Annotated in this window: 16 protein-coding genes; 6 read left to right on the top strand and 10 right to left on the bottom strand. The window is 57.3% G+C overall.

Going from position 1 to position 21,431, the window contains the following annotated elements; all coding sequences use genetic code 11:
• Window positions 1-384: 384 nt before the first annotated feature.
• Window positions 385-1,638, bottom strand: a complete 1,254-nt coding sequence (locus ACIQUH_RS12045) for an ATP-binding protein (protein WP_400815212.1) — start codon at window positions 1,636-1,638, stop codon at window positions 385-387.
• A 369-nt stretch (window positions 1,639-2,007) separates the two neighbouring features.
• Here ACIQUH_RS12045 and ACIQUH_RS12050 point away from each other — a divergent pair, with 369 nt between their 5' ends.
• From ACIQUH_RS12050 to ACIQUH_RS12075, 6 genes are all read left to right on the top strand, one after another.
• The gene (locus tag ACIQUH_RS12050) at window positions 2,008-2,850 is read left to right on the top strand and encodes a hypothetical protein (RefSeq protein ID WP_400815164.1); all 843 of its coding nucleotides are present in this window, start codon (window positions 2,008-2,010) and stop codon (window positions 2,848-2,850) included.
• Window positions 2,851-3,160: 310 nt separating this feature from the next.
• Window positions 3,161-3,769 carry a nitroreductase gene (locus ACIQUH_RS12055; RefSeq protein ID WP_196379981.1) on the top strand — a complete coding sequence of 203 codons (609 nt, stop codon included), beginning with the start codon at window positions 3,161-3,163 and terminating at the stop codon, window positions 3,767-3,769.
• Window positions 3,770-3,797: 28 nt separating this feature from the next.
• Window positions 3,798-5,954, top strand: a complete 2,157-nt coding sequence (locus ACIQUH_RS12060; protein WP_400815166.1) for a TonB-dependent receptor — start codon at window positions 3,798-3,800, stop codon at window positions 5,952-5,954.
• A complete protein-coding gene (locus ACIQUH_RS12065) occupies window positions 5,948-6,802 on the top strand; it encodes an ABC transporter ATP-binding protein (protein WP_400815169.1) in 855 nt (284 codons plus the stop codon). Before ACIQUH_RS12060 ends, ACIQUH_RS12065 begins: the two co-directional genes overlap by 7 nt.
• Window positions 6,799-7,716 carry an ABC transporter substrate-binding protein gene (locus ACIQUH_RS12070; RefSeq protein ID WP_400815171.1) on the top strand — a complete coding sequence of 306 codons (918 nt, stop codon included), beginning with the start codon at window positions 6,799-6,801 and terminating at the stop codon, window positions 7,714-7,716. The genes ACIQUH_RS12065 and ACIQUH_RS12070 overlap by 4 nt, the downstream gene beginning before the upstream one ends.
• The gene (locus tag ACIQUH_RS12075) at window positions 7,713-9,734 is read left to right on the top strand and encodes an iron ABC transporter permease (protein WP_400815173.1); all 2,022 of its coding nucleotides are present in this window, start codon (window positions 7,713-7,715) and stop codon (window positions 9,732-9,734) included. The genes ACIQUH_RS12070 and ACIQUH_RS12075 overlap by 4 nt, the downstream gene beginning before the upstream one ends.
• Here ACIQUH_RS12075 and ACIQUH_RS12080 read toward each other — a convergent pair.
• From ACIQUH_RS12080 to sbnA, 9 genes are read right to left on the bottom strand one after another with little or no spacing between them, the layout of a single operon-like run.
• Window positions 9,706-10,116 carry a ParB N-terminal domain-containing protein gene (locus tag ACIQUH_RS12080; protein ID WP_149744324.1) on the bottom strand — a complete coding sequence of 137 codons (411 nt, stop codon included), beginning with the start codon at window positions 10,114-10,116 and terminating at the stop codon, window positions 9,706-9,708. The genes ACIQUH_RS12075 and ACIQUH_RS12080 overlap by 29 nt on opposite strands.
• The gene (locus ACIQUH_RS12085) at window positions 10,113-11,387 is read right to left on the bottom strand and encodes a type III PLP-dependent enzyme (protein ID WP_400815176.1); all 1,275 of its coding nucleotides are present in this window, start codon (window positions 11,385-11,387) and stop codon (window positions 10,113-10,115) included. The genes ACIQUH_RS12080 and ACIQUH_RS12085 overlap by 4 nt, the downstream gene beginning before the upstream one ends.
• Window positions 11,333-12,142, bottom strand: a complete 810-nt coding sequence (locus tag ACIQUH_RS12090; RefSeq protein ID WP_400815178.1) for an HpcH/HpaI aldolase/citrate lyase family protein — start codon at window positions 12,140-12,142, stop codon at window positions 11,333-11,335. The genes ACIQUH_RS12085 and ACIQUH_RS12090 overlap by 55 nt, the downstream gene beginning before the upstream one ends.
• Window positions 12,136-13,935, bottom strand: coding sequence for an IucA/IucC family protein (locus ACIQUH_RS12095; protein WP_400815181.1), 1,800 nt, complete (start codon window positions 13,933-13,935; stop codon window positions 12,136-12,138). The genes ACIQUH_RS12090 and ACIQUH_RS12095 overlap by 7 nt, the downstream gene beginning before the upstream one ends.
• On the bottom strand, window positions 13,932-15,650 hold the full coding sequence (locus ACIQUH_RS12100) for an IucA/IucC family protein (protein WP_400815183.1): 1,719 nt from the start codon (window positions 15,648-15,650) through the stop codon (window positions 13,932-13,934). Before ACIQUH_RS12100 ends, ACIQUH_RS12095 begins: the two co-directional genes overlap by 4 nt.
• Entirely contained in the window at window positions 15,637-16,809 is a 1,173-nt protein-coding gene (locus ACIQUH_RS12105; RefSeq protein ID WP_400815185.1) for an MFS transporter, read from the bottom strand. Before ACIQUH_RS12105 ends, ACIQUH_RS12100 begins: the two co-directional genes overlap by 14 nt.
• 4 nt (window positions 16,810-16,813) lie before the next feature.
• Window positions 16,814-18,577: an IucA/IucC family protein gene (locus ACIQUH_RS12110; RefSeq protein WP_400815187.1), complete on the bottom strand. Its 1,764-nt coding sequence runs from the start codon at window positions 18,575-18,577 to the stop codon at window positions 16,814-16,816.
• Window positions 18,577-19,620, bottom strand: coding sequence for a 2,3-diaminopropionate biosynthesis protein SbnB (gene sbnB / locus ACIQUH_RS12115; RefSeq protein WP_400815189.1), 1,044 nt, complete (start codon window positions 19,618-19,620; stop codon window positions 18,577-18,579). The genes ACIQUH_RS12110 and sbnB overlap by 1 nt, the downstream gene beginning before the upstream one ends.
• Before the next feature lie 39 nt (window positions 19,621-19,659).
• Complete coding sequence (gene sbnA / locus ACIQUH_RS12120) at window positions 19,660-20,673, bottom strand: 2,3-diaminopropionate biosynthesis protein SbnA (RefSeq protein WP_400815191.1); 1,014 nt, start codon at window positions 20,671-20,673, stop codon at window positions 19,660-19,662.
• Window positions 20,674-21,431: the final 758 nt, after the last annotated feature.

Consider the following 21,431-nt stretch of genomic DNA (forward strand, 5'->3'; position numbering starts at 1 on the left):
ATCCGTCATATTGGTCCCAAGGGGCGGATGCCAGTTAACATCTCCGGCGCCGATACAGTTGCCTTTCCTGAGCGCATTGAGTTGATGAACACGAACAAACCGTTGGCTGTCGCCTGCGGTACCGGCCCATCCGAGCCCGTGCTCGGTACTTAACCGCAGTGAATAAATTCAACGCATCTACAACCACAAGCTTAGGCGCTTCCAAACAAGATATGTCTGATAGTGGGCAACCATCAATCTCATAGCTAAAGGCCGCCAAGTGTCTGCGGTAGAACGCTGCTTGTCCCATTACGAAGACAAGGGACGGTTCAATTGTGTACAACGCATTTGCCCACAAGAACGGAGTTCCATTTACTGAAAGTTCCATAATATAGATTACGCGATCTACATCGTCCATAAAACCGACGTGGGAGCTGCCTGCAATTTTTCACCAAACGGCGTCACGCGATCATGATCGTGCAACACCAGCCCCCTGACGAACCGGTCACCAACAGCCTCCTGCAGTTGGCGCAATCCACGGAAATCTTGCGCCCTCACCGTCGCCGATGCCTTAACCTCGATTCCGATAATACGACCACGCCGATCTTCGATAACGACATCGACTTCATCCTGATCCTTCGTCCTGTAGTGAGAGAATGAAACACGCCGCTCGCTCCAGGACGCCAATTTCATCAACTCCGACACAACAAAACTCTCCAACAAGGCACCAAAGCGTAAGCGATCCTGCCGTAACCGTTCGGCTTCGTCTTCTCGCATGCTTGCCAGCAATCCCGTGTCGATGAAGTGCAGCTTCGGCGTCTTGATCAGACGGCTAAGTCGATTGTTCGACCACGGAGGTAATGTCTTTATCAGGAACAAGCGTTCAAGGATCGCAACGTATTTCTGTGTCGTGACACTCGATAGCCCGAGAGCCGAGCCAAAGCTGGAATGATTGACCAGTTGTCCGGCGTGCTCGGCCAATATGTTCAGAAGACGGGGCATCCGATCGAGTTGATCAATATTGGCGATGTCTCGCACGTCACGGTCGAGAATGAGCGCAACATAGTCCTCAAGCCAGGCAGTCCGTCGAGCCGGTGTCGGTCTGCGTATTGCCTCAGGGTACCCGCCTCTTAAAACGATGTCGATCAGATCCATTCCAATGGTGGCGGCCGTCTCTACAACGGGCGCCTCTCCCGCAAACAGCCGATCCAGAAGGCGGCCCGGTGCAGATTGAATCTCCGCCTGCGCTAAAGGTAGCAGCGGAATGACTGCCATCCTACCCGCCAGGGAGTCGGCTATCGATGGGATGGCCGTTAGATTTGCAGAACCCGTCAGCAAGAAACGTCCTGGTGTTTCGTCACGATCAACACTTTCCTTGATCGCCAACATCAGTTCCGGAGCCCGCTGCACCTCGTCTATCACAACGCGGTCGACGCCTCTTATGAAACCGACAGGATCGGTCCTTGCAGCCTGCAGCGTACCCACGTCGTCCAAAGTGAGATAGGCCCGGTCGGGGCCTTCAAATTGCCGCGCAAGTGTCGTTTTCCCCGCCTGTCTCGGGCCGGCAATAAGAACGACGCGCGTATCGGATAGCGATGTCTCAACCAGAGAATACGCTTTGCGCTCGATGAGTATTCGGCTGGTTCGTAGTCGGTCCATCATCCGTCTATTATTAATACACACTTCGGCCAATTTAAAGCAGAAAAACGTCCAATATGCATTGAAATGCATCCCCGATGGGTGATTGATCTGCACTCACGCAGGATGCCAAAATCGCTCATGATCCTCGTTGTCAGCCCCGCTCGCCCACGACAGACGGTGTTCTCGTCCGAATTGGAAAGAACAGGATACTTCACTCTAGTCGCCTATACAGATATAGGCGTGGCGCGGTTGCAAATGCTTTCCGCTTAACGCCCGACGGAGCTTCCGGAGTTCCCATGCCACAAAATCTCAAAAGAGGCTGGCATTGATCGGTCATCTAATTCATACAACCTGCAGTAAAATAATAATTCGAGGTCAGATCTGCATATGAAGCGCCTTGTGTCCACAATCGCCATCACTCTTTTTTGGGGACTATCTCTTTCCAGCTGCACCGAATCCGCGCCGGAAATGAGCGATGATCAAATCCTCTTGTTATTTTCTTCCACCTCCCTGTTCTCGACAAGTGCCGATGCGCCCAAAACGATCCCCAAAAAGGCCGAGGAATGCGTACGCCTTCTTTCAGGGCTGGAAGAGGCAGTCTTCAAAGATATGCCACAGGAAATGCTTGGCCAACTGAAGACCGAATGCCGCCAGACGATCAGCGAGCGCCTGCGTGATCCAGCTCTGAACCCTAAAAACTTAAAGCTCGAACACGTTGAGACAGCAGAATTTGCCCGGCGGCTGACCACCGTCCGCGCAAAATCACAGGAAGAAGCAAAGGCATTTGCCGCGCGTGAGAACGAGCGCCGTGAGGCCGAACTTGCCAAGCAGGAACAAGACCAGCAGCGGAGGCGAATTCAGGAGGCCGCAGAGGCGATCAAGAATGCGCAGACTCAGTTGGCGTCGATAAAGGATGACTTGCCGAAGAGGCTCACCGAGGCGGCAACCGCATGCGCCGAATTCGACCAAGCAAAAGAGGACCTCCGTAAGCGCGACAGGCGATCTCCAGTCCTCAATCGCGCGTGGCGTCCCAACGTTTGTCAGAAAAACTATGCAGAGCGGGCCAGCCGTCAGCTTCATCAAATCGAGCAGGCGGTCGAGAAAATGGCTTCGGATAAAAACTCACTCTTTCTCCCCAGCATGCCGTTCCTCGGTGAGGCCGATCCGAACAAAATCACGGCGGAGATCGAAAAGATGCAAGAAACGATCAGGGATATGAAGAACGCTTGATCGTTGCGACCCCGACATACACCGAATGATTGATTACGTCCGGCTCAATCCCATCTTGATGGGTGCGGACTGCGCCTAGACGCCTTTCGTGAAACCGCCGAAAATTGGCATTGATGAGAGCAATCTGATTATTCGTCTAGGCACGGAAGGATCTGCCGGAGATACGCCGGAAGCTCGGCAGTTGCAGTTCCGCCTCACCAACTCGTTTGAGCGAGAATCTTTACACGACTATTTTCATCAAGTTTATTGACATGGATACCATCCGTCTCTTTTATGCGCCCGCACAAATTGAAAAACGGGCCTGCGCCATATGGAAGTTTCAACCAAAAATCAAAGTTGGCCAAGTGAGCTTTCAAAAGCAGATATGGGCAATCGCCGCTCCGTTCCGCCTGCCCTGTTGCGTGCGCCCGCCCCATCCGATGAAAAACTAAACGATATCCTGATGCTCGCGAGCCGCGTCCCAGATCACGGTAATTTGGTGCCATGGCGGTTCATTCTTGTAAGAGATCATCAGGCTAGCGATCTCCTGGAAGAGTTTCTTCGCGCGCACGATGCTGAAGAACAGAACGAAGGCGTGAAATCGGCAATGATCTCCCGGTTGAGGGCGTGGCTGATCGGACCGCCGGCTACAGTGTTTTTGGTTTGGCGTCCCGATAAAGCGGCGCCATTCCCCGAACTGGACCAACTGCTTTGCGCAGGTGCGGTCGCGACGACGTTTTTACACGCTGTCCACGCGGAAGGCTTCGGCTCGATCTGGCTTACTGGCTGGCCCTGCTCCTCGGAACGGGTCAGGCAGATCATGGGTCTCGATCCACACGAACGGCTGATCGGTCTTTTTCCTTTGGGCACTCCAACGCGAAGGCCAGCCGAACGAGCCAGGCCGAATGCAAATAACCTACTGAGCGAGTGGCGCTCGTAACAGCCATCGAATTATGGGGGACTTATCATTGCTATCCAAGACTTTTTTGTTTTCAATTTCGGTATCCACACTTGCCTTGTGCAGCGCAACTTTCTCGGCATTCGCACAAGATAACGGCGGCGACACCGTCCTTGCGCCAATTACGATCAAGGCCGATCGTGTTGGAAATGCTCCCGAGAGCCTGACCCGCAACGTCACGATTCTGGAAAAAGAGGATATCGAAAAACTCCTCACGACGTCGCACAGTTTGCCGGATCTTCTGGGAAAAGCAGTCCCTGGTCTGGCGCTGTATACCGGTGCCTTCACCACATACGGTCAAGGTCTACGCGGGCGCAGCGCCCTCGTCGTTGTTGATGGTGTTCCCCAGAAACTCAACCGTGACACCTCCCGCGATCTGTTCAATGTTGACGTTTCCGCCATCGAGAAGATCGAGGTCGTCCATGGGGGCTCCGCTCTCTACGGCAATGGCGCGACAGGCGGCATCATTTACATTACGACGCTCCAGGGCGGCGGCGAGACACGGTTTAAATCACGCCTGGAGACCGGCAACAGCCTCACCAATTTCGGCGGTCAGGGGGCGAATGCGCGCTTTTCGCAATCTGTGCAAGGAAGCTCGGGGGACACCAACTTTGCTTTTTCGGCATCAGGTGACTTCAACCGCGGGCTATTCGACGCCAAGGGTGACCGCATAGCGCCTGAGCCCAGCCAGGGCGATCTTTTCGATACTGTCTCCGGCAGCTTTTTCGGGCGGGTACGCCATCATTTCGATGATCAGAGCCTTGGCGCTTCGCTGATTGTCAAGAAAATCAGGCAGGACAGCGATTATGCGGCCGACACAACCGTTGCAGGCTTGCCGCCCGGTACTGTTCCTGCTCGCGCCGTGAAAGGACTGTCACTCGACGAACAGGGCGGACTGTTCAATATTCAAGGAACGATAGACTACAGACACGAGGATATTCTCGGCGGAACACTGGATGCCCAGGCCTTCGCCCGCAGAGCGGAATCGCGATTTTATCCTTCCGATGCGCGCGCCATTCGCAATCGCGCGGCGATCATCCAATCCTATTTCGAAAGTGACATTTACGGCGGAAGCGTTGTTTTCAACACGCCCATTCCTCTCAGTGACGAACTTCCCGTCAATCTGATGTGGGGGATGGATGCGCAATTGGAAAGCTCCGTCGGCCCAGCCGATCTTTTTGATGGTACGGCTTTTGACCTTAGCAGGGGAACTGTCTTCAATCGCACGCGAACGACGCTCTGGACACCGCCTTTCGATCTCGACCAGTATTCGCTATTTGCCCAGCTTGAGGTCAAACCGACAGATCGCGTCACGGTGCGTGGCGGTGTGCGACAACAATGGGCCCATTTCTCCGTAGACAATTTTACAACGATCATCGGCGATCCGATTGCAGGCGGCAGCCTCGATTTTTCCAGCGCGCTCTATAACATCGGCGTGAATTACGAGTTCATCGACGGCATAAGTTTGTTTGCCGATTTTTCCCAGTCCTACGATCTCTCGGACATCGGCCTGCAGCTTCGCCAGGCCCCGCGCGGTTTCAATCTCACGGGCAGCAACATCCGTCCCCTCAGCTACGACAACTACGAAGTCGGCATTCGGGCGTCGGTCGGAGATTTCACCGGGAGTGCCGCAGCCTTCCTGAGCAAGTCTGAGCTGGGCGCCCTGCGCACGGAAAACTTCATTCTCATCCAGGACCGGGATCCCGAAGAAATCAGGGGCATCGAACTGGCGGCCAGTTACCGCTTCAACGACCATTGGTCGGCCGGGGGAACGTTTACCTACACGCATGGTGAACGAACGACCGCAACCGGACGCGAGATCGCTTTGGACGGTTTCCGCATTCCGCCGATCAAGGTTACAGGTTATGTCGAGTACATGCCGACAGATTGGTGGTCGTTGCGCCTCGACGGCGTCTACAGCGGATCTCGCGACGACGCTTTCAACGACCGCGTGGCATTTGGCGGCGCGAAGGTGGAAGACTTTGCGATTTTCAACCTTGCAAGTGATTTTAAGCTGGAGCGCGGCAAGCTCAGTCTCGGTATCGACAACATTTTCAATGAAGATTACTACAACGTCTATGCGCAGCTGTTGAGAAATTCGAACAACACGAGCCATATCAAATCGCCGGGTACAACGTTCAAAATCGCATATGAGGTTGAATGGTAGCCGCATCTTATCAGGTCAGCACAGCCGAATGTTCCTCGGGCGCGTCTTTGGTCGGTTCCGGGCTTTCGTTCGTCGCCGGCGGTCGCACCATTCTCAATGAGGTCATCTGCGAGATACCGGGAGGGAAAATCACGGCTCTGGTCGGTCCGAACGGCTCCGGCAAGAGTTCCCTGATGAGACTTCTGGTGCGCCTGGAGCGACCCACAACCGGGAAAATTACCCTTTCAGGTCGTGATGTTACGTCCTTCAGTCGCCGCGACTTCGCGCGGTGGCTGGCGTTTCTTCCACAGGATATGCAGCCGCCCGCAGCGCTATCTGTCCGCGATCTTGTCGCCTGCGGAAGGCACCCTCACCGTGCCATATGGCGGCCCGAGACCAAGCGAGACAGAGAGGTCATTGAGGAGGCTCTCGTCGTCACCGATCTCACTGATCTTTCCAGCCGCCCCATAGGAGCGCTTTCGGGAGGCGAGCGTCAGCGTTCGCTGATTGCCATGGCACTTGCGCAAGAGACGCAGATCCTGATGCTCGATGAGCCGACAACGTACCTGGATCTTCGTTATCAGATTCAGATACTGGAGCTTGTTCGCAAGCTTCAGATTGAACGGCAGTTAACCGTCTGCTGGGTTCTGCACGATCTGAACGAGGCAGCGGCCTATAGCGACGACGTCATTGTTCTTTCGAAGGGGCGCTGTGTCGCAACGGGGTCGCCCGAGCGCATCCTGACGCCCGAGTTCATACGTGGTGTTTTCGGCATCGACATGTTGCGGCTTGCTCACCCTGTCGACGGAGCGCCGCTCCTCGTTCCGTCGCGTGGCTGGGCTCCCAATCATCCAAGAGAAACGACATGATCGCCCTCAATCGACGCAAATTTATTTCCGCTCTTTCCTGCGCCGCCTGTGCCTCGGCCTTCCGCCCCGGGCGACTGATCGCAGAAATGGCGCTGCCGCGTGTCGTCGCCCTTGAATGGCGTTATGCTGATCATGCTCGTTCGCTCGGATTGCCTCTCGTCGGTGTCGCCGATCTTGCGGAGTATCTTGGGCAGACTTCATCCGACGCGCAGGAATTGGCAGCAATCGGAACGGCGGATATGGGACGCCGGCAGGAACCCTCTCTTGAGGCAATCATCGCGGCGAAACCCGATCTTATCCTGGGTGTCAAGTTTCGACACGAGCGCATCCAGCCGCAACTTTCAAAGATCGCCCAAACGGTCCTTTACGACTATACCCGGACCGGCAAGGAGAACGGCGACCAGCTCTCCCTTATGATTGACGAACTACGGTTGCTTGCCGAAAAAGTTGGACGCCGCGATGCCGCAGACAATGCGGTTCGCGGTCTTGACGATTTCCTCGCCAAGGGGGCCGGACGACTCGCATCAGTCCCTGACCTGTCGCGGCGGATCGTATTTGCCCAGTTTCCGTCCGGGGTTAACAATATTCGTCTTTTCACCTCGAACTCGCTTCCCGTCCGCCTGCTGGAGCGACTGGGACTTCAGAACGTTTGGAACGGGCCATCGGAAGGTTTTGGCTTCACGACAGTCGGTCCAGAGCGGTTGCTGGCTCTTGGTGATGTAACGTTTCTGGGCGTCGCGATCGGTGCGGATAACAGCCTTACGAGGCTTGAAAGAAACCCGCTCTGGCAAAGCATGCCATTTGTGCGTGCTGGCAGATTTTTTGGCCTGACCGACGTGGTTTGGCCTTTCGGCGGCATTCCGGCGGCCGAGGCCTTTTCCGCGAAAGTGGCAGAAACGCTCAAGCAGGGATGATCGCTTCCTCAAAGAATAAGTGGCTATTGGTAACGCCCGCAGTTGTGATCGCAACCTGCGTGTCAATAGCGCTGGCGCTTGTACATCTACACGCTTCGGTCGGCATCGAAGCGTCGATATCGACTATCCTCCGTAGCATTTTATCTGCATCGGCCGATGATCCAGCGAGTATGATGCTGCACTATCTTCGGCTTCCTCGGACACTGGCGGCCATTTTGACCGGCGCGTGTCTCGCGGTAGCCGGAACGCTCTTTCAAGCAGCCACAAGCAATCCGCTGGCATCGCCGGGGATTCTTGGTGTGACGGCGGGTGCACAGCTGTTCGTTGCACTCGTTACTGTTGTGCCCGCCCTCGCCCTCTTCGTCCCACACGCCGTGGCAGCCACCGTGGGTGGGGTTCTGGCAGGCGGGCTCACCTGGACAGTTTCCGGGGCCAGTTCCGGGCCGGTCAGGATTGCCTTGTCGGGGATGGCGGTATCGCTGATGGCAGGAGCGATAGCAGCGGCGATCTCACTTTTGAATGAAACGGCTGGCGCGAGCCTCCATCTTTGGGGCGGAGGAAGCCTCATTCAAACGGATTGGCAGGCAGCAATCAGCGCTCTGGCCGGTTTCTGTCCGGTATTTCTGGTGGCGCTAATGCTTGCGAGACAATTCGATATTCTTAGCCTCGGCGATGATACCGCGAGAATGCTCGGGCAGAACCTGCTTCTGATACGCGGAATAGCGCTTGCTCTCGGCGTCTGGTTGTCCGCGCTCGCCGTCACGCTCGCCGGACCGGTCGTATTTGTCGGGCTGGTGGCGCCCAACTTGCTACGTCTGGCGGGAATATCCAAACACCTCCTTTTGCTGCCTGCAGCCGTGATCGTCGGGATAGCGTTGACAGTCGGGGCCGATCTTCTTGTGCTGAACCTGTCGGCCAGCACAATCGAATTGCCGGTCGGTGTGCCGATCGCGCTCGTCGGGGCGCCGGTTCTCATCTTGCTGGCCTGGCGCCATGCACAGGAAAATCGCACCACATCGGAATTTTCCAGCAGATACCAGGCAGCTCCTGCCCTGCGCGGATTATCTCATCCCGCCTTTCTTGTCATCCTGCTCCTCCTTGCGGGCATTGCGGGGCTTGTCAGCGGTAATCGCTTCATCTCGCCGTGGAGCGCCCTGACCTTCCTCGCCGGGGTGCCCTCCACAGACCTGCAAAGCATCCTGGAACTCCGCACATTGCGCGTTGCCGGCGCGGCATTGGGTGGCGCGCTTCTCGGGCTTTCGGGCCTCCTTCTTCAGGGGGTCGTTCGCAATCCGCTCGCAAGTCCGGAACTGATCGGCATCACACAAACATCCGGCCTTGCCGCTGTCGCCGTACTGCTTTTTTTTCCCGAACTTGGCTTTCCCGGCGTTCAGGCAGGAGCAGTCGCTGGCGGTCTTGCCGCCACGGTTTTTGTTGCCAGCCTCGGGCTTCGGCGAAATCTCGCCCCGTCGGCGATGGCGCTCATCGGTCTTGGGCTGGCGGCATTTGCGGCCTCCGCTTCAACCGCCTTGGTCATCATGGCTGGTTTTCAGGCAAGTCAGGCCGCGACCTGGCTCGCCGGATCAACTTATGGCATTGGCAAAACTGACCTGACGGTTCTTGCCGGCGCCCTGATTTGTATCGTGCCTGTTTCCTATCTGCTGTTGTCGCTTACGGACATAATGGCACTGGGCCGGCCGAAAGCATCAAGTCTCGGGCTGAATTTTCGGGCGGCGGAATTGGCCCATCTCCTGGCCGGGGCATTGTGCGCCAGCACGGTTGCCGCGGTCTTCGGCCCCGTATCGTTCGTTGGGTTAATGGCGCCACATGCGGCTCGCCTCCTCGGTCCGGGGCGATATCGCGACCTGATGGCCGCCAGCGCTCTCATCGGAGCCATATTGATGATCATCGCCGATTGTCTCGGACGGACCCTGTTTGCGCCGGTCGAAATACCCGTCGGCTTGATGACGGCCATCATTGGGGCTCCCTTTATATTGCTCGTTCTACGCCGGGCATGACAAGCTGATGCAACGGAACCGGCACGACCCGAACCGGTGGAAACACATGGCGCGTCGATTTATGCGGAAACAGAATGCCGCGCCGGGCGCGCTCGACGATCTCGTCGGGTTCGAATGACATGTCGGGCCGCCAGCTCCCCAGCCGCACGTTCTCATAGTCGAACGTGACGACCGGCACGAGCGTTAGTCCGAGACGTAACGCTGCGGCGTGACGATGGTGCCCGTCCATGATGCATCGGCTTGTGCGCTCAATGCAGATCGGGCTGGTCCAGCTTTGATCCCGGATCAGAAGATCTGTCACTTCAGCGACGCGATCGGGAATGATTTCCTCATGGGGAGAAAGGGTCGATGGCGGCACCAGGAGCAACTCTGAATAGGTCATGCAATCAGCCTTTCGTCACCGTTGGAGACAGACTCGTTCAGGAATATCCTTTCCGGATGAGCATTGCTCAGGAAGTCATGGTGGGAAATGTCCCAACCATAGGCACCTGCGGCCAGAAAGCAGACGATATCGCCGACGCCAAGGTCGTGAACCTCTTCATTTCGCAGCAAGACGTCCTTCGGCGTGCACAGTTCACCGGTAAACGTCACAACTGCTTTCCCGGTCGTGGGACGCGGCCATGACCGTCGCCAGGCGCGACCGTTGAGAATTTTATGCGGGTGGCGATGCTGCCAGGCCGAGGGGAGCCTGAAATGATGTGAACCACCCCGCAGCAACGCAAAAGTTTCACCATGAGTTGTCTTCACATCTATGACCTCGGCAACGTAGACCGTGCAATAGGCGACGACGATGCGCCCGCATTCGAACTGCAGCACGGTGTTATCGGCAGGGATGCTGCCGGCAAGCTGTTCAGTGAGGTGGCGGAAGTCGAATCTTCGGTCAAGATTGGCATAGTCCACTCCCCAGCCGCCACCGAGATTGACGACGCGCGCCTCAAGCCCATTTCGCATGGCCCAATCGCGCGCCCTCAATAACGCCTCCTTGCAGAAGATGGCATGCGCATCGGCATCCAGATTGTTGGAGATGGTGTGGAGATGGAAGCCATCGAAGCGCAGGTGCCGGCATGACTTGACGAGCTGAAGCGCCTCATCGACCTGCGCCTCATCGATGCCGAATTGCGTCGGCTGCCCTCCCATCGTAATCGTGGCGCCCGGAACGGGGCCGGCCATGTTGATTCTCAACAGAACCGGAAGCCTTATGCCGGCCCGGGCCGCCACCATGTCCGCCAGATGGAGGAGATGAAGACTCTCGATATGGACCCGCTCGACTCCATGATCGATTGCGGCGATGAAATCAGTTTCCGTTCGCCCCGGCCCGCCCATGATGATACGGACCTTTGGGCCGGCGGTTTGCCGCACTTTGCGGATTTCTCCTGCCGAAGCGACTTCGAAGCCGGCGACGATCGGCGCCAGCGTCGAAAGTACCGCCGGATCGCTATTCGCCTTGATGGCGTAAAAGAACTCGCTCTGCGCTGGCAGGTTCGACACGATGTCGCGGGCGTGCCTCGCCAGCCCGTCCAGATCGTGGATATAGGCGCAGGCGGGAAGGTCCTGCCTGACCAGCGACTCGACAAGCTGAAGCGAAGGGTTGAAATACGTCACGATACGTTCTCCTTGGAAATTTGAACCTGTGAGAGGCACTTGCTGCGCCAACTCCGATCGGACCGCGTCAATGCCTGGCGCAAAATTCCGCGATCATTGGCCGCGACAATACCCAGCGCGCCTTGGGTGAGTTGACGCTCCACGTCCTCGTCACGGCGAGGAATGACGAAGAAATGCTTGCCTGCGGCTTTCACCGCGCCAGCCACCTTTGCCTCGGCGTCAATGACTTCCGGAGCGGTTGTCTGCCACGGAAGGCCGATGGATTGAGAATAGTCAGCAGCCCCGAGAAGGATTGCGTCGATGCCTTCAATCCGCGCGATATCGTCCACGGCGTCCAGACCCGACCGGTCCTCGATCATCGCGATGATCAAGGTCTCGCGATCCAGCTTGTTGATAAACTCCACGAGGTCGCAATCTCCAAACCGGCCCAGACGGCCCGCATTCAGACCACGCGAGCCGAGCGGCGCGTAGCGTGCTCGTGCCACCGCCGACCTGGCATCTTCAACGCTGGAGCATCGTGGCACCACGATCCCAGCCGCCCCGGCATCAAGAACCTGCAAGATGCGATCCGAGCGCGCGTCCGGAACGCGTACCAACGCGCTGATGCCCGATCGGTCCGCTGCTGCCAGCAGGAATTCAAGCTCTCGCCCGTCGATCAGCGTATGTTCGAGATCGATGAGGACGAAATCAAATCCTGCGACAGCAGCCACCTCAACGATGGTCGGTGCGGGGACCGACAGGAACAACCCGCCCGCCGCTTTGCCGTTATCTAGGAGATTGCGCAACCTTGTTCGCCCGGTCAGCATCGCGCGTCCTCACCGCTTGCACCAGCATGGATCAGTGGGTTCGGAACGCCTCGAGGGGGGACTTGTCCGGTATCGAGCCGGCGCCGCGCCAGATCTTCTACAAGGACTTCATCGTCAAACAGGCCAAACGAAACTGCACCTTTGCCTGCCGATTCGTTATTTTGAAGGTGTTCATGGATGACACCGGCAGCCATGCGCCAGAACGCGCGTTCGTTAAATTCGAAGTGTCTTTCGAGAAAGAATGCCAGCTCGGCGAGATTGACCCCGAAGAGCGCATCGAACATGAAGTCACGCACGTCCCTGGGATCTTTTGCCTCGACATATGAATTTGGATTGACCATGGCATGTTCGGCTGGCGTCGCAACCAGGGCCGGCGCTCGGGCACGCAGCCGTTCCGGTATGAAGCGAACACCATCATGGAAGTCCTTGAGAGCAACTCTCACGGGCCAGCCGTTTCGATGAACCAGGAGCATGTTCTGCTGGTGGCTCTCCAAGGCGATGCCATGGGCCGTCAGCAGATGCACAACGGGGACTGCCGAAACACGCAACAATTCACGTGTCCAGTTCTCCATGCCAAAGGCGTCAATCCAAGGCTTGATGGAGGGGCGACCGTCAACGTCGAGATGGGTCAGCATCGAAAAGGGCGATGCCGCTTCGGTTTCTACGCGAAGATATTTATGTACCGGATCCCGCCAGATCGCCGCCATACCGCCGCGAAGATCTCCGCCCCTGTCCAGCACAAGCGGCGCGGTCACCGTCGTCCCCATACGCTCCAGCAGAAGAATCGTGCCCGAAGCATCAAGATATGGATCACCGCGCAAAACATCTTCCAGCCAGGCGCTGATGATCGGAGCATTAAGGACGGTGTGAGCGGCCAGCGTCCGCGCCGTCGAGGTATTGCGAATGGAAAGCGCAAGCTTGAGGGAGGAAGCCCCCGGCAAAGTCTGATCGGCAAGGGTCCGGATCGACTGCTGAGCCAGATAGTCGTGCCGTGCTTCTCCAAGAAAGACGATCTGGCCAGTGGCACGTTCGACAATCGTTGCAGCTTCGATCACCCGTTCCCATTGCCATGGATGAACCGGCAGGATGTGAAAATCCTCATCAAGCATGGGTGCATCTGCGGAAGCGAGCAAAAGTCGGTCCTGGTTTCCAGGCACAGCAATGGACGAGCTGGCGCAAAAGTCCCTGTGCACTCCCAGCCAGACCGGCTTGATAGCGTTGGCAAACTCCGGACCGTAGCTTCTGTTTTCCTTGGGTGAAAAACCTGTTCGGGATTTGAAGCTGGGATGATAGCGATGGCCATCGGTAAGATTGGCCTCCGCTGCGTCATAACTTTGCGAGGCAAGCGCTCCTCCCCGACGCCGACTGGCAATCAACGCTTCGGTGTGGTTGAGAAATGTCCTGCGGATTTCGTCGCGGAAGCGTTCGTGGGTCGAAGCGTCGCCGACGACGAGAGGCAACAGGTCATCCAGAAGCAGCAGAGGATCGTCGCAGCGGGTGCCGTCTTGCGATTTCAGCCGCCAGACACTGCCGTCCTCCACCAGCCATCGGTCATAGGCGACGGTTCTCCTGACAAGAGCGCGATAGACGATCACCCCGTCGGAGGCCTGTATCGATACTTCCCCTGTCCCGCCGGTTGCGGGAGCGACTAAAATCGCGGCATCCGGCAAGAGGCCTTCGGTGAGAAAGGCGCTCAGCGTCTGCGACACAACCCGGCTCCCCGCAGCATGCAGGGCATCCGGCAAGGCATGGGCAAAGACTTGTGCTGTTTTCGCCTGGAACTGGATCGTCATGGGGTCGCCTCCTCAAATATAGTGTGACGGATATCGGAAGGTGCTGTGGTCTTCCCTGTCAGCAAGGGATTGGGTACAGGGACGTAACTCGGCGTATCGGCGTATCCACCGAGGCAACTCAACAGGTTGGCTTTCGCAGGGAGCTGGCTGCTCGCCAGAAGTTCGCCGATGGCCGCCAAGTCGGAAACCTCTTCCAGAACCCGCCTCGCCTTGCCCCATAGATCGCTTTCGTCAATGCCGGAAACCTCGGCTGCCGTTGCGACGACGTGGGAGAAATGGTTGACGACCACGTAGTAGAGGAACCGTCTCCAGACCGTCTTGCGATCATAGAAGAGGGCATGATCCAAAAGTGCAGCGTCTTCGCCGCTGAAGCGGCGTTCGAACGCACTCCGATCGACCGCTATACCCTCCAGATCGCGGATGAAGAGATGGTCTGGCCAACCATCCACGAAGCGCACAAGACTGTTTTGGCTATGCGCCTCCAGCGCGATGCCGGTATCGCTGAAAAGGCGCAGCAAGGGGATGAGCGATATCCGCATATACGCCGTCAGCCAGCGATGAGTGCTTTCGCGGTCCTGCAGGTAATGTCCGCTGACTTCTGCCAGATTTGGCTTGCCGTTAGCCGGGTTGGCCTCCAGGAGGCCGGCAACAACTAGAGGGGACGGGCCTTTGCCAAAATCAGCGTCCCTCAGCAAATATCCCGTCTCGGGATGATACCGGAAACCACCACCTGCCTTGCAGCTCTGCACAATACGCCCGACCGGCTCGTCCAGCACAGTTAATCCGGCCCGCGCGACGGCTGGCCCGACCGCTGTAATTGCCCGTGCGCCTGCCACGCTGCGAGCGATTTGCTCATCGGTATTTACACGAGGAAAGTTCGTAATCCGTGCCTCGATTGGCAGTTTGACGAAGAGATTTTGATCCGAAAACCAAACAGTACGCACCGAAGAGGTCGGAACGGCCGCATCGCCCGTGGCTTGCGTGATCCTGATTTCTCCCGATCGTATCCGGTCTGCAAAGTCCGGGTTTCCTTCCAGGCGCGCTGCCTGCCAGGGATGACATGGAAAGAGGATATCGTCGCGCATGTCGCTTGCCGACAGGCCCGAGGCAGCCCGCAGGCGTAAATCCATGGGAGCGAGGCGCTGGCGGTCACTCTCGAATTCCGCAACATGACGACGCTTCACCAGCAGCCAGCGAAGCTGGAAGCGGGTTGCGCGCTCAGGCGCATATTTTTCCGTGTCGGCTTTCGTGAAACCACCTACGCTTTTCGCAAGCGGATGAAACGGATGCCCAAACCACAGCGATTGCTCCAGTGCGACCGCAGAGATGCCGGCCTTTGCGGTCGACAGAAAGATCGCATGCTCGCGGCTTGCTAACGAAGAGCGGCCGATCCGGTAAAGGATATCTTCGATGTCTTCGCTCGATGCGCCTCGCTGCGTCTTCAAAAGAATGGCAGCGAGCTCGGAGGCGTCTTCAATCACTCGCAATCCGCTCTGGTCGTTGACGGTAACCCGCTCGCCGAAGCGATGAAAACCAGCCGGCGAGAAATGCTCGCATTTCGCGGTGATCACCACATCGCCAGCGGCGATTTCGACCTCGTGCCCGACGCGGATCGTCTGGAGAAGGTCGGGCCGAAACTCCCGTAACCACGTGTTGAGAAGCCTGTTGCGCTCACGGTGCATTGCAAGTCTGATCGTCATGTCATTCAACGTCATGGCGTCTAGCCTCCGGCTGTAGGTAGAGAAGAATTGATGCGAGAAGAGTAAGTAGAGCCGCAGCGAGCAATGCGCCGTCGTTCCCGGCAGCAAATACGGCGAGCCCGCAGATCGCCGGACCGATGACCTGGCCAAGAGTAATGGCGGTGCGCCCCGCCGCGAGATTGAGGACGCGATGCCTGGAGCGTCCAAGAGAAGAAAAAAGCGACGGAGCCAGGCCCGCGTTGAAGGCTCCGTGAACGATCCGCGACAGGGAGATCGAAACAATGGTCGATCCTGCAAGCAATGAGAGAAGCGCAACCAGGGAGCCCGCGGTGGACAGGCGCATGACCGCTCTTTCCCGGCCCGCATCGATCCAGCGTCCCCACAGCGGAAGCACGACAAATGCCGCTGCCCAGCTTCCGGCATGAAGCAAACCGACCAGGCTTGCCGTCAGAACCGCGCTTTCCCGCTCCAGCGCCCAGTCGGCGAAAAACGGCATGAAGCCGAAAGCGCCGGCGGTTGCAAGAAGACCGGAAAGGACAAGCGTACGGCTGGCAGTTGGTGGCAGCCGCCCGTTAAGAGCAGGGGAGCGCGTGTCATCCTCGACAAGTCCTGCATCATGGAACGCACGTCCGCATAAAATGCTCAGGGCGACAAGCAATATGCCAAACCCCATCAAAAGACCCTGAAGCGCATCATGCTCAAATGCCCATCCTCCCAGGAGGGGTCCGGCTATGCAGCCTGCAGCCAATGCCTGCTGCAAACCCGAATAGCCTTTTCGGCCGGTCGTACGGTTATGCTCAACCGCAAGAAGCAGAAGGACACCGATCCCGGTCAGTCCCTGGATGCCGCGGCCTAGCGCAAAAAGCACCACAGTGCCTGCCTGCGCCTGGAGGAAAGCGCTGAGCGCATTCAGCAGGCATGACAGACCCATCAGTCTGCCGAGGGGATAGGAGGAGGCGAAGTGAGCCCAGACGGGCGTAGACAAAATTGCACCGACCGCGGGGGCGGCCGCGATCGCCGCGGCCCAGAGTGCAATATCTTTGGTCCCTGCCCCCGATAGTCGCTGGAGGTGCAGGGACAGGAACGGCAGCACGGCCAGAGGCGCAGCGACGGTCGCAAACTGTACGGCGAGCACAAGCCACCAGGATGCCCGCTTGAATCTGGTTGCGATCATCGGTTCACTCGAAATCGCGAAGCGGATTGCCGGCGAGACCCAGGCGGCTCGGCATGCCAAGTCCGAGCTCTGTCATCGCGAGCAATGGGGTCAGTATCTGCTTGAATGGCCAGTCAGGCTGCTCGAGCAAGCTAAATCTCAGCCGATCCCGCATCTCGGACGGCATTTCGATGTGCTTGAGATGATGCTCTACGCTCGTGCGCAGCAGGCGGCGTGATTTTGAGAGTTCGAGTGCACCGGTCCGGTCCAGCTCCGTACAAATCGCACGCAAGGCCACGTCGAACAGCAGGGTTTGACCGTATGCAATGAGGTCTTCGGGCTGCGATAGTAACATGGTTGCACGGCGTGGATCTTTAATGATGTAATCGGGAACCGGAAGTCCGCACTCTGCAAGACCTGCGGCATGGCACCGCACTGTATCGTGATCGCGCAGGATCACTCCCGAGGGCCGTCCGTTCGAAATCTCCACGAGCACGTTTTGCCCGTGCATTTCGGGAATGAAGCCGCTGGCGAGCGCTTCAATTGCAAACCCGGTCAGGAGGTCGAAGAGTTCGACGACGAAACCCTCGAGCGTATTGTCGCGGCGGGCTTGCAGAACGGCTTCGATAGCGGGAGGAATTCCGCTAGCTGGCGCAACTGCAAACGCGGCAAGGGGGATGAGACTCGCACCGTCGCTGATCGGGAAGATGCGGACCGCACAGCCAAGATAAGCGGTCCTGGGTTCCAGGACATCTCCCGACAATTCTGAGAAAGTCCAGAACTGCGTTTCGTCGGCAAGCCGCGCTGCCCGGCCAAGACCGGGCCGGGTTGCCAGCGCCAGGGTCAGGAGGTCCGCACCCTTCAGGCCATTGCAAAGGGACTGGGCGCTTAGCAACCTGCGAACACCCAGGGTTTCTACATCAAGAGGGAGCTTCAGGTGGCATCCGGGCTTGCCTGGAATCGTGACGCTCCGCAGCGACGACGTCGCGGCAACCAGGGGGCCTTGAAAATCCAGCATGGTGATTCGTCCATCGGCGAGTTCCTCAGAAAATTCTCGCGGAACGATATGGTCGGCTTGCCAAGGATGGAGTGGTAAGGCTTGGTGTGTCGTGTCTATTCCCAGACAGGCCAGCTCCAGATCAAGCAGGGCCAACTGGGTGGCGTCCAGAATGGCGGCGGCAGGTCCACCCCTCTCGACACGCGGCGACGCAAAAACATGGCTTTTCTCCACGGCGCACCAGCGCAACGGAAAATACCTGCCAAATTCGGCGCCATAGTCCTCGATCTCTCGGGCGCCCCAGCGACCACGGCAATGCGCCAGGGGATGGAAGGGGCGATCCCGCCACGCTGCCATTCGCTCCCATAGAAGATCGTTCTCCAGCGCACCGGCCTGCCTGCCCGCATTTGAAAGGGACGAGCCTGTGGCCTGAACGAGATCTGCATTCTTCTCACTTTGGCTGAGTTGCCTCATCGTCCTGTCAAGGACCGGCACACCAACTTCCGGAAGAGCGTTCAGGACCAGCCAGAGCAACTCGCAGGGATCGAGGGTTTTGCACGTCTGCGCATGCTCAATGCCCAACGGCCGCCACCCGCCGCGCCAGCGATCGGGTTGCAGGCGGATTGTGATTTCCTTCCCGCCGATGACGACTGTGGCATGACGATCTTGCCGCGATGAAAGAGCTTGGCTACGCAAGCCGGCGACATCTTCCGTCCAGAGCAGATCGAGGAGATCGTCGAGGATCGCATTGCTATCCTCTTTGTGTTTGGGAATCTGGGATATGTAGTTCATCAAAATAGATCCACCAGTATCCCTGCATCGGCAGCCTCCGCCCGACGCAGAATGGCACGGGCGCAGACGATATCGTCGATCGCCATCCCCATCGGATTGAGCAGGATGATCTCGTGATCATTTTCCCTGCCCGGTTTGTGGCCGCTGACGATTTCCCCAATTTCCGCATGCAGCTTTTTGCGAGAGAAAGAGCCTTCCTCGACAAGCTGGTTGATGATCTTCTTTTCACGATTGCACTGGTCCCAGTCGTCCACGACCACCTTGTCCGCGCGTAAGAAAACCTCCTTTTCAACATCCATGATGGAGATATTGGAAAGAAATGTACCCGGTCTAAGCCATTCGAACCTGAGATAAGGCTGATCGGTGACCGTGGCGGTGACGACGACGGTGGCCGCCTCAACCGCAGAGCGTGCGTCGGGATGCGGAACGGCCTGCACCACAGGAAAAGCTTCGGCCAACCACTCGGCCAACCCGGCCATTGCCTCAGGCTGACGATCAAAGATATGGATTCGCCTGACATTCGCGAACTGCTCGCAGAACATCTGGATTTGCGTACGCCCGATTGGTCCGCAACCGATGAGCGTCACGTCGGTGAAATTCGGCCGCGCCAGATGCCTGGCAGCGACCCCGGTGACCGCAGCGGTACGCAGCGCGCTGATGCGGGCCGCTTCCAGGACGGCAATCGGGAAATGCGTTTCATTGTCGTTTAGCACAATCACAGCACTTGCCCGATCAATGGAGCGGCGAGATGGATTATCGTGTTTCGAGCCGATCCATTTCAGCCCGGAAATGGGATCTCCGCCGCCAATCCAGGCTGGCATGGCGATGATGCGATCGGCGATGTGCCCGGAGTTCGGGTTGCGGAGATAAGGTTTCAAAGGTTGAGCGTAGTCACCTTTGGCGTGGAGGCGGAAGCCTTCTTCGACGGCTTCCATGTAAAGATCCGAGCGGTCGCCGCCAACCGCAGCAATATCCCGTCGTGACAGGAAGCGAAGACGAGCGCCGACGCCCTCCCGTGACCGGATGGTTTCAATCATGTTCATTTTGGTCTCCTGGTAGATTTAGGACGCAGATGCCGCCGGTCAGGAGGCGTTTTGTAAGAGAACCGGATCCCGTCTCAGGACGACGTGGGATGATTCAAGGGGGCGATGAACCCGTTCTCCTGCGGGCAACCAATCCGGATTGTAGACACTGTCAAGATAGCGCTCACCCCGATCCGGCAGGACGGTCACGACAACTGCGTTACTCGGTAACTGCGGAGCCAGTTTCTGAATTGCCGCAATAACCGAACCCGAAGATCCTCCGGCGAGCAGGCCCTCTTCCCGAACAAGGAGACGGCATGCCTCGACAGATTCGAAATCGTTGACGAGAACGACTTCATCTATCTCACTGAGCTCCAGTTGCTCAGGAACACGACTGGCCCCGATCCCTGGAATGCGCCTGCGATCGCGCGAAGGACCGAAAATGACGGAACCTGCAATGTCCACGGCGATGATCCGGATTTTCGGCCAGGCCTCGCGCAGCCGACGGGTAAGGCCCATGATAGTACCGCAGGTGCTGACGCATATGAAGGCATGCGTCGGTTCGACAGGCATTTCGCCGACGATTTCCGCTCCAGCGCCATGGTAGTGGGCAGCAGGGTTATCGGGATTGGCATACTGGTTGAGCCAGACCGAATTTGGCACCTCTCGCAGCAACGTCTGAACGCGCCGAATTCTGGTATGAAGATAACCACCCTCCTCGTCTGTCTCCGTGACAAGTTCTGTGAACGCTCCATACGATTCTATCAGGGCTCGATTGGTACTGGTGATATTGGGGTCAATAACCGCCGTGAACTTGAGCTTCATCTGTTGCGCGATCATCGCCATCGCGATCGCCAGATTGCCAGACGAGCTCTCGATAAGATGCACGCTTTGATTGATTTTCCCGGACTGGATAGCTTGGCTTACCATATGCAGGGCGGGACGATCTTTGATGCTTCCACCTGGGTTGAACATTTCCAGCTTCGCAAAGATACGAAACTTGTCGCTAGAAAAAGGTAGTTCCAGCTCAACCAAGGGGGTATTTCCAATAAATTCAGAAAGATTTGGCTTCATGCGCGTCTCCTGACTATCAACCGTACAAGCACGAAAAATACATGTTTACGTTGCATTTCATCATTGCACCAACAATGAGAAATTAACAGGAGTAAAATTGTCATGTTTGAGTTGCATTGAGTTTTTCGTTAATCAACGCCTAAGCGTGTCTCAATGAGATACATGTTGTTGTCAGTCGCTAAGAAACGAATTGCGTATTGGGGTCGGGACAAGAGCAGTCCGCCGTCGTGCTTCGGTGCATTGGACCGTTAGTAGCAGCACGGAACACCTGGAGTAACTCCAGCCCCGGTGGCACCCGCGACGCACTGAGACTAACGGAAGCCGATTTCATAAAAATAAAGGACGGCAAGTTCTGGGCCGATATGTGATGAAAAACACCTAAGCATGAAGGTTCTCTTTGCGCTCTCTGACGCTACCGCGAAACGAGGTCCGCCCCAAACCACTTGAGGCTCATCTCTTTCAATGTGCCGTCCTTCGCTATCGCCCAAATGGCGTCGGTGAATCTATCAGCAAGCTTCTCGTTCTTTTTTTGCAAACCGCGCGCTCGCAGAGCGCAGTACCGACGATGTCAAATCCCACCGGTTTTCCAGAAGTATTGACCGCATTCCAGGGCGGGAATGCCCCTCCATCGCTATTCTGATTATTTTGACGGCTTCAGCATGGTGTTGATTTTCGCTGAGAACTGATGGAGTGGATGCCCCCTCCCGACGGCATCGCAATGTGCCAGAGTGATGTTCGCCAGAACGTCACTCAGAGGA

It is taken from the genome of Agrobacterium sp. NPDC090283 (assembly GCF_044769685.1).
Taxonomy (GTDB): Bacteria; Pseudomonadota; Alphaproteobacteria; order Rhizobiales; family Rhizobiaceae; genus Agrobacterium.

Excerpts from the sequence above, each read along its gene's own strand:
- ACIQUH_RS12045 (WP_400815212.1), bottom strand. The coding sequence starts at position 1,638 with ATGGACCGACTACGAACCAGCCGAATACTCATCGAGCGCAAAGCGTAT.
- ACIQUH_RS12050 (WP_400815164.1), top strand. The coding sequence starts at position 2,008 with ATGAAGCGCCTTGTGTCCACAATCGCCATCACTCTTTTTTGGGGACTA.
- ACIQUH_RS12055 (WP_196379981.1), top strand. The coding sequence starts at position 3,161 with ATGGAAGTTTCAACCAAAAATCAAAGTTGGCCAAGTGAGCTTTCAAAA.
- ACIQUH_RS12065 (WP_400815169.1), top strand. The coding sequence starts at position 5,948 with ATGGTAGCCGCATCTTATCAGGTCAGCACAGCCGAATGTTCCTCGGGC.
- ACIQUH_RS12070 (WP_400815171.1), top strand. The coding sequence starts at position 6,799 with ATGATCGCCCTCAATCGACGCAAATTTATTTCCGCTCTTTCCTGCGCC.
- ACIQUH_RS12075 (WP_400815173.1), top strand. The coding sequence starts at position 7,713 with ATGATCGCTTCCTCAAAGAATAAGTGGCTATTGGTAACGCCCGCAGTT.
- ACIQUH_RS12080 (WP_149744324.1), bottom strand. The coding sequence starts at position 10,116 with ATGACCTATTCAGAGTTGCTCCTGGTGCCGCCATCGACCCTTTCTCCC.
- ACIQUH_RS12090 (WP_400815178.1), bottom strand. The coding sequence starts at position 12,142 with ATGCTGACCGGGCGAACAAGGTTGCGCAATCTCCTAGATAACGGCAAA.
- ACIQUH_RS12095 (WP_400815181.1), bottom strand. The coding sequence starts at position 13,935 with ATGACGATCCAGTTCCAGGCGAAAACAGCACAAGTCTTTGCCCATGCC.
- ACIQUH_RS12100 (WP_400815183.1), bottom strand. The coding sequence starts at position 15,650 with ATGACGTTGAATGACATGACGATCAGACTTGCAATGCACCGTGAGCGC.
- ACIQUH_RS12105 (WP_400815185.1), bottom strand. The coding sequence starts at position 16,809 with ATGATCGCAACCAGATTCAAGCGGGCATCCTGGTGGCTTGTGCTCGCC.
- ACIQUH_RS12110 (WP_400815187.1), bottom strand. The coding sequence starts at position 18,577 with ATGAACTACATATCCCAGATTCCCAAACACAAAGAGGATAGCAATGCG.
- sbnB (WP_400815189.1), bottom strand. The coding sequence starts at position 19,620 with ATGAACATGATTGAAACCATCCGGTCACGGGAGGGCGTCGGCGCTCGT.
- sbnA (WP_400815191.1), bottom strand. The coding sequence starts at position 20,673 with ATGAAGCCAAATCTTTCTGAATTTATTGGAAATACCCCCTTGGTTGAG.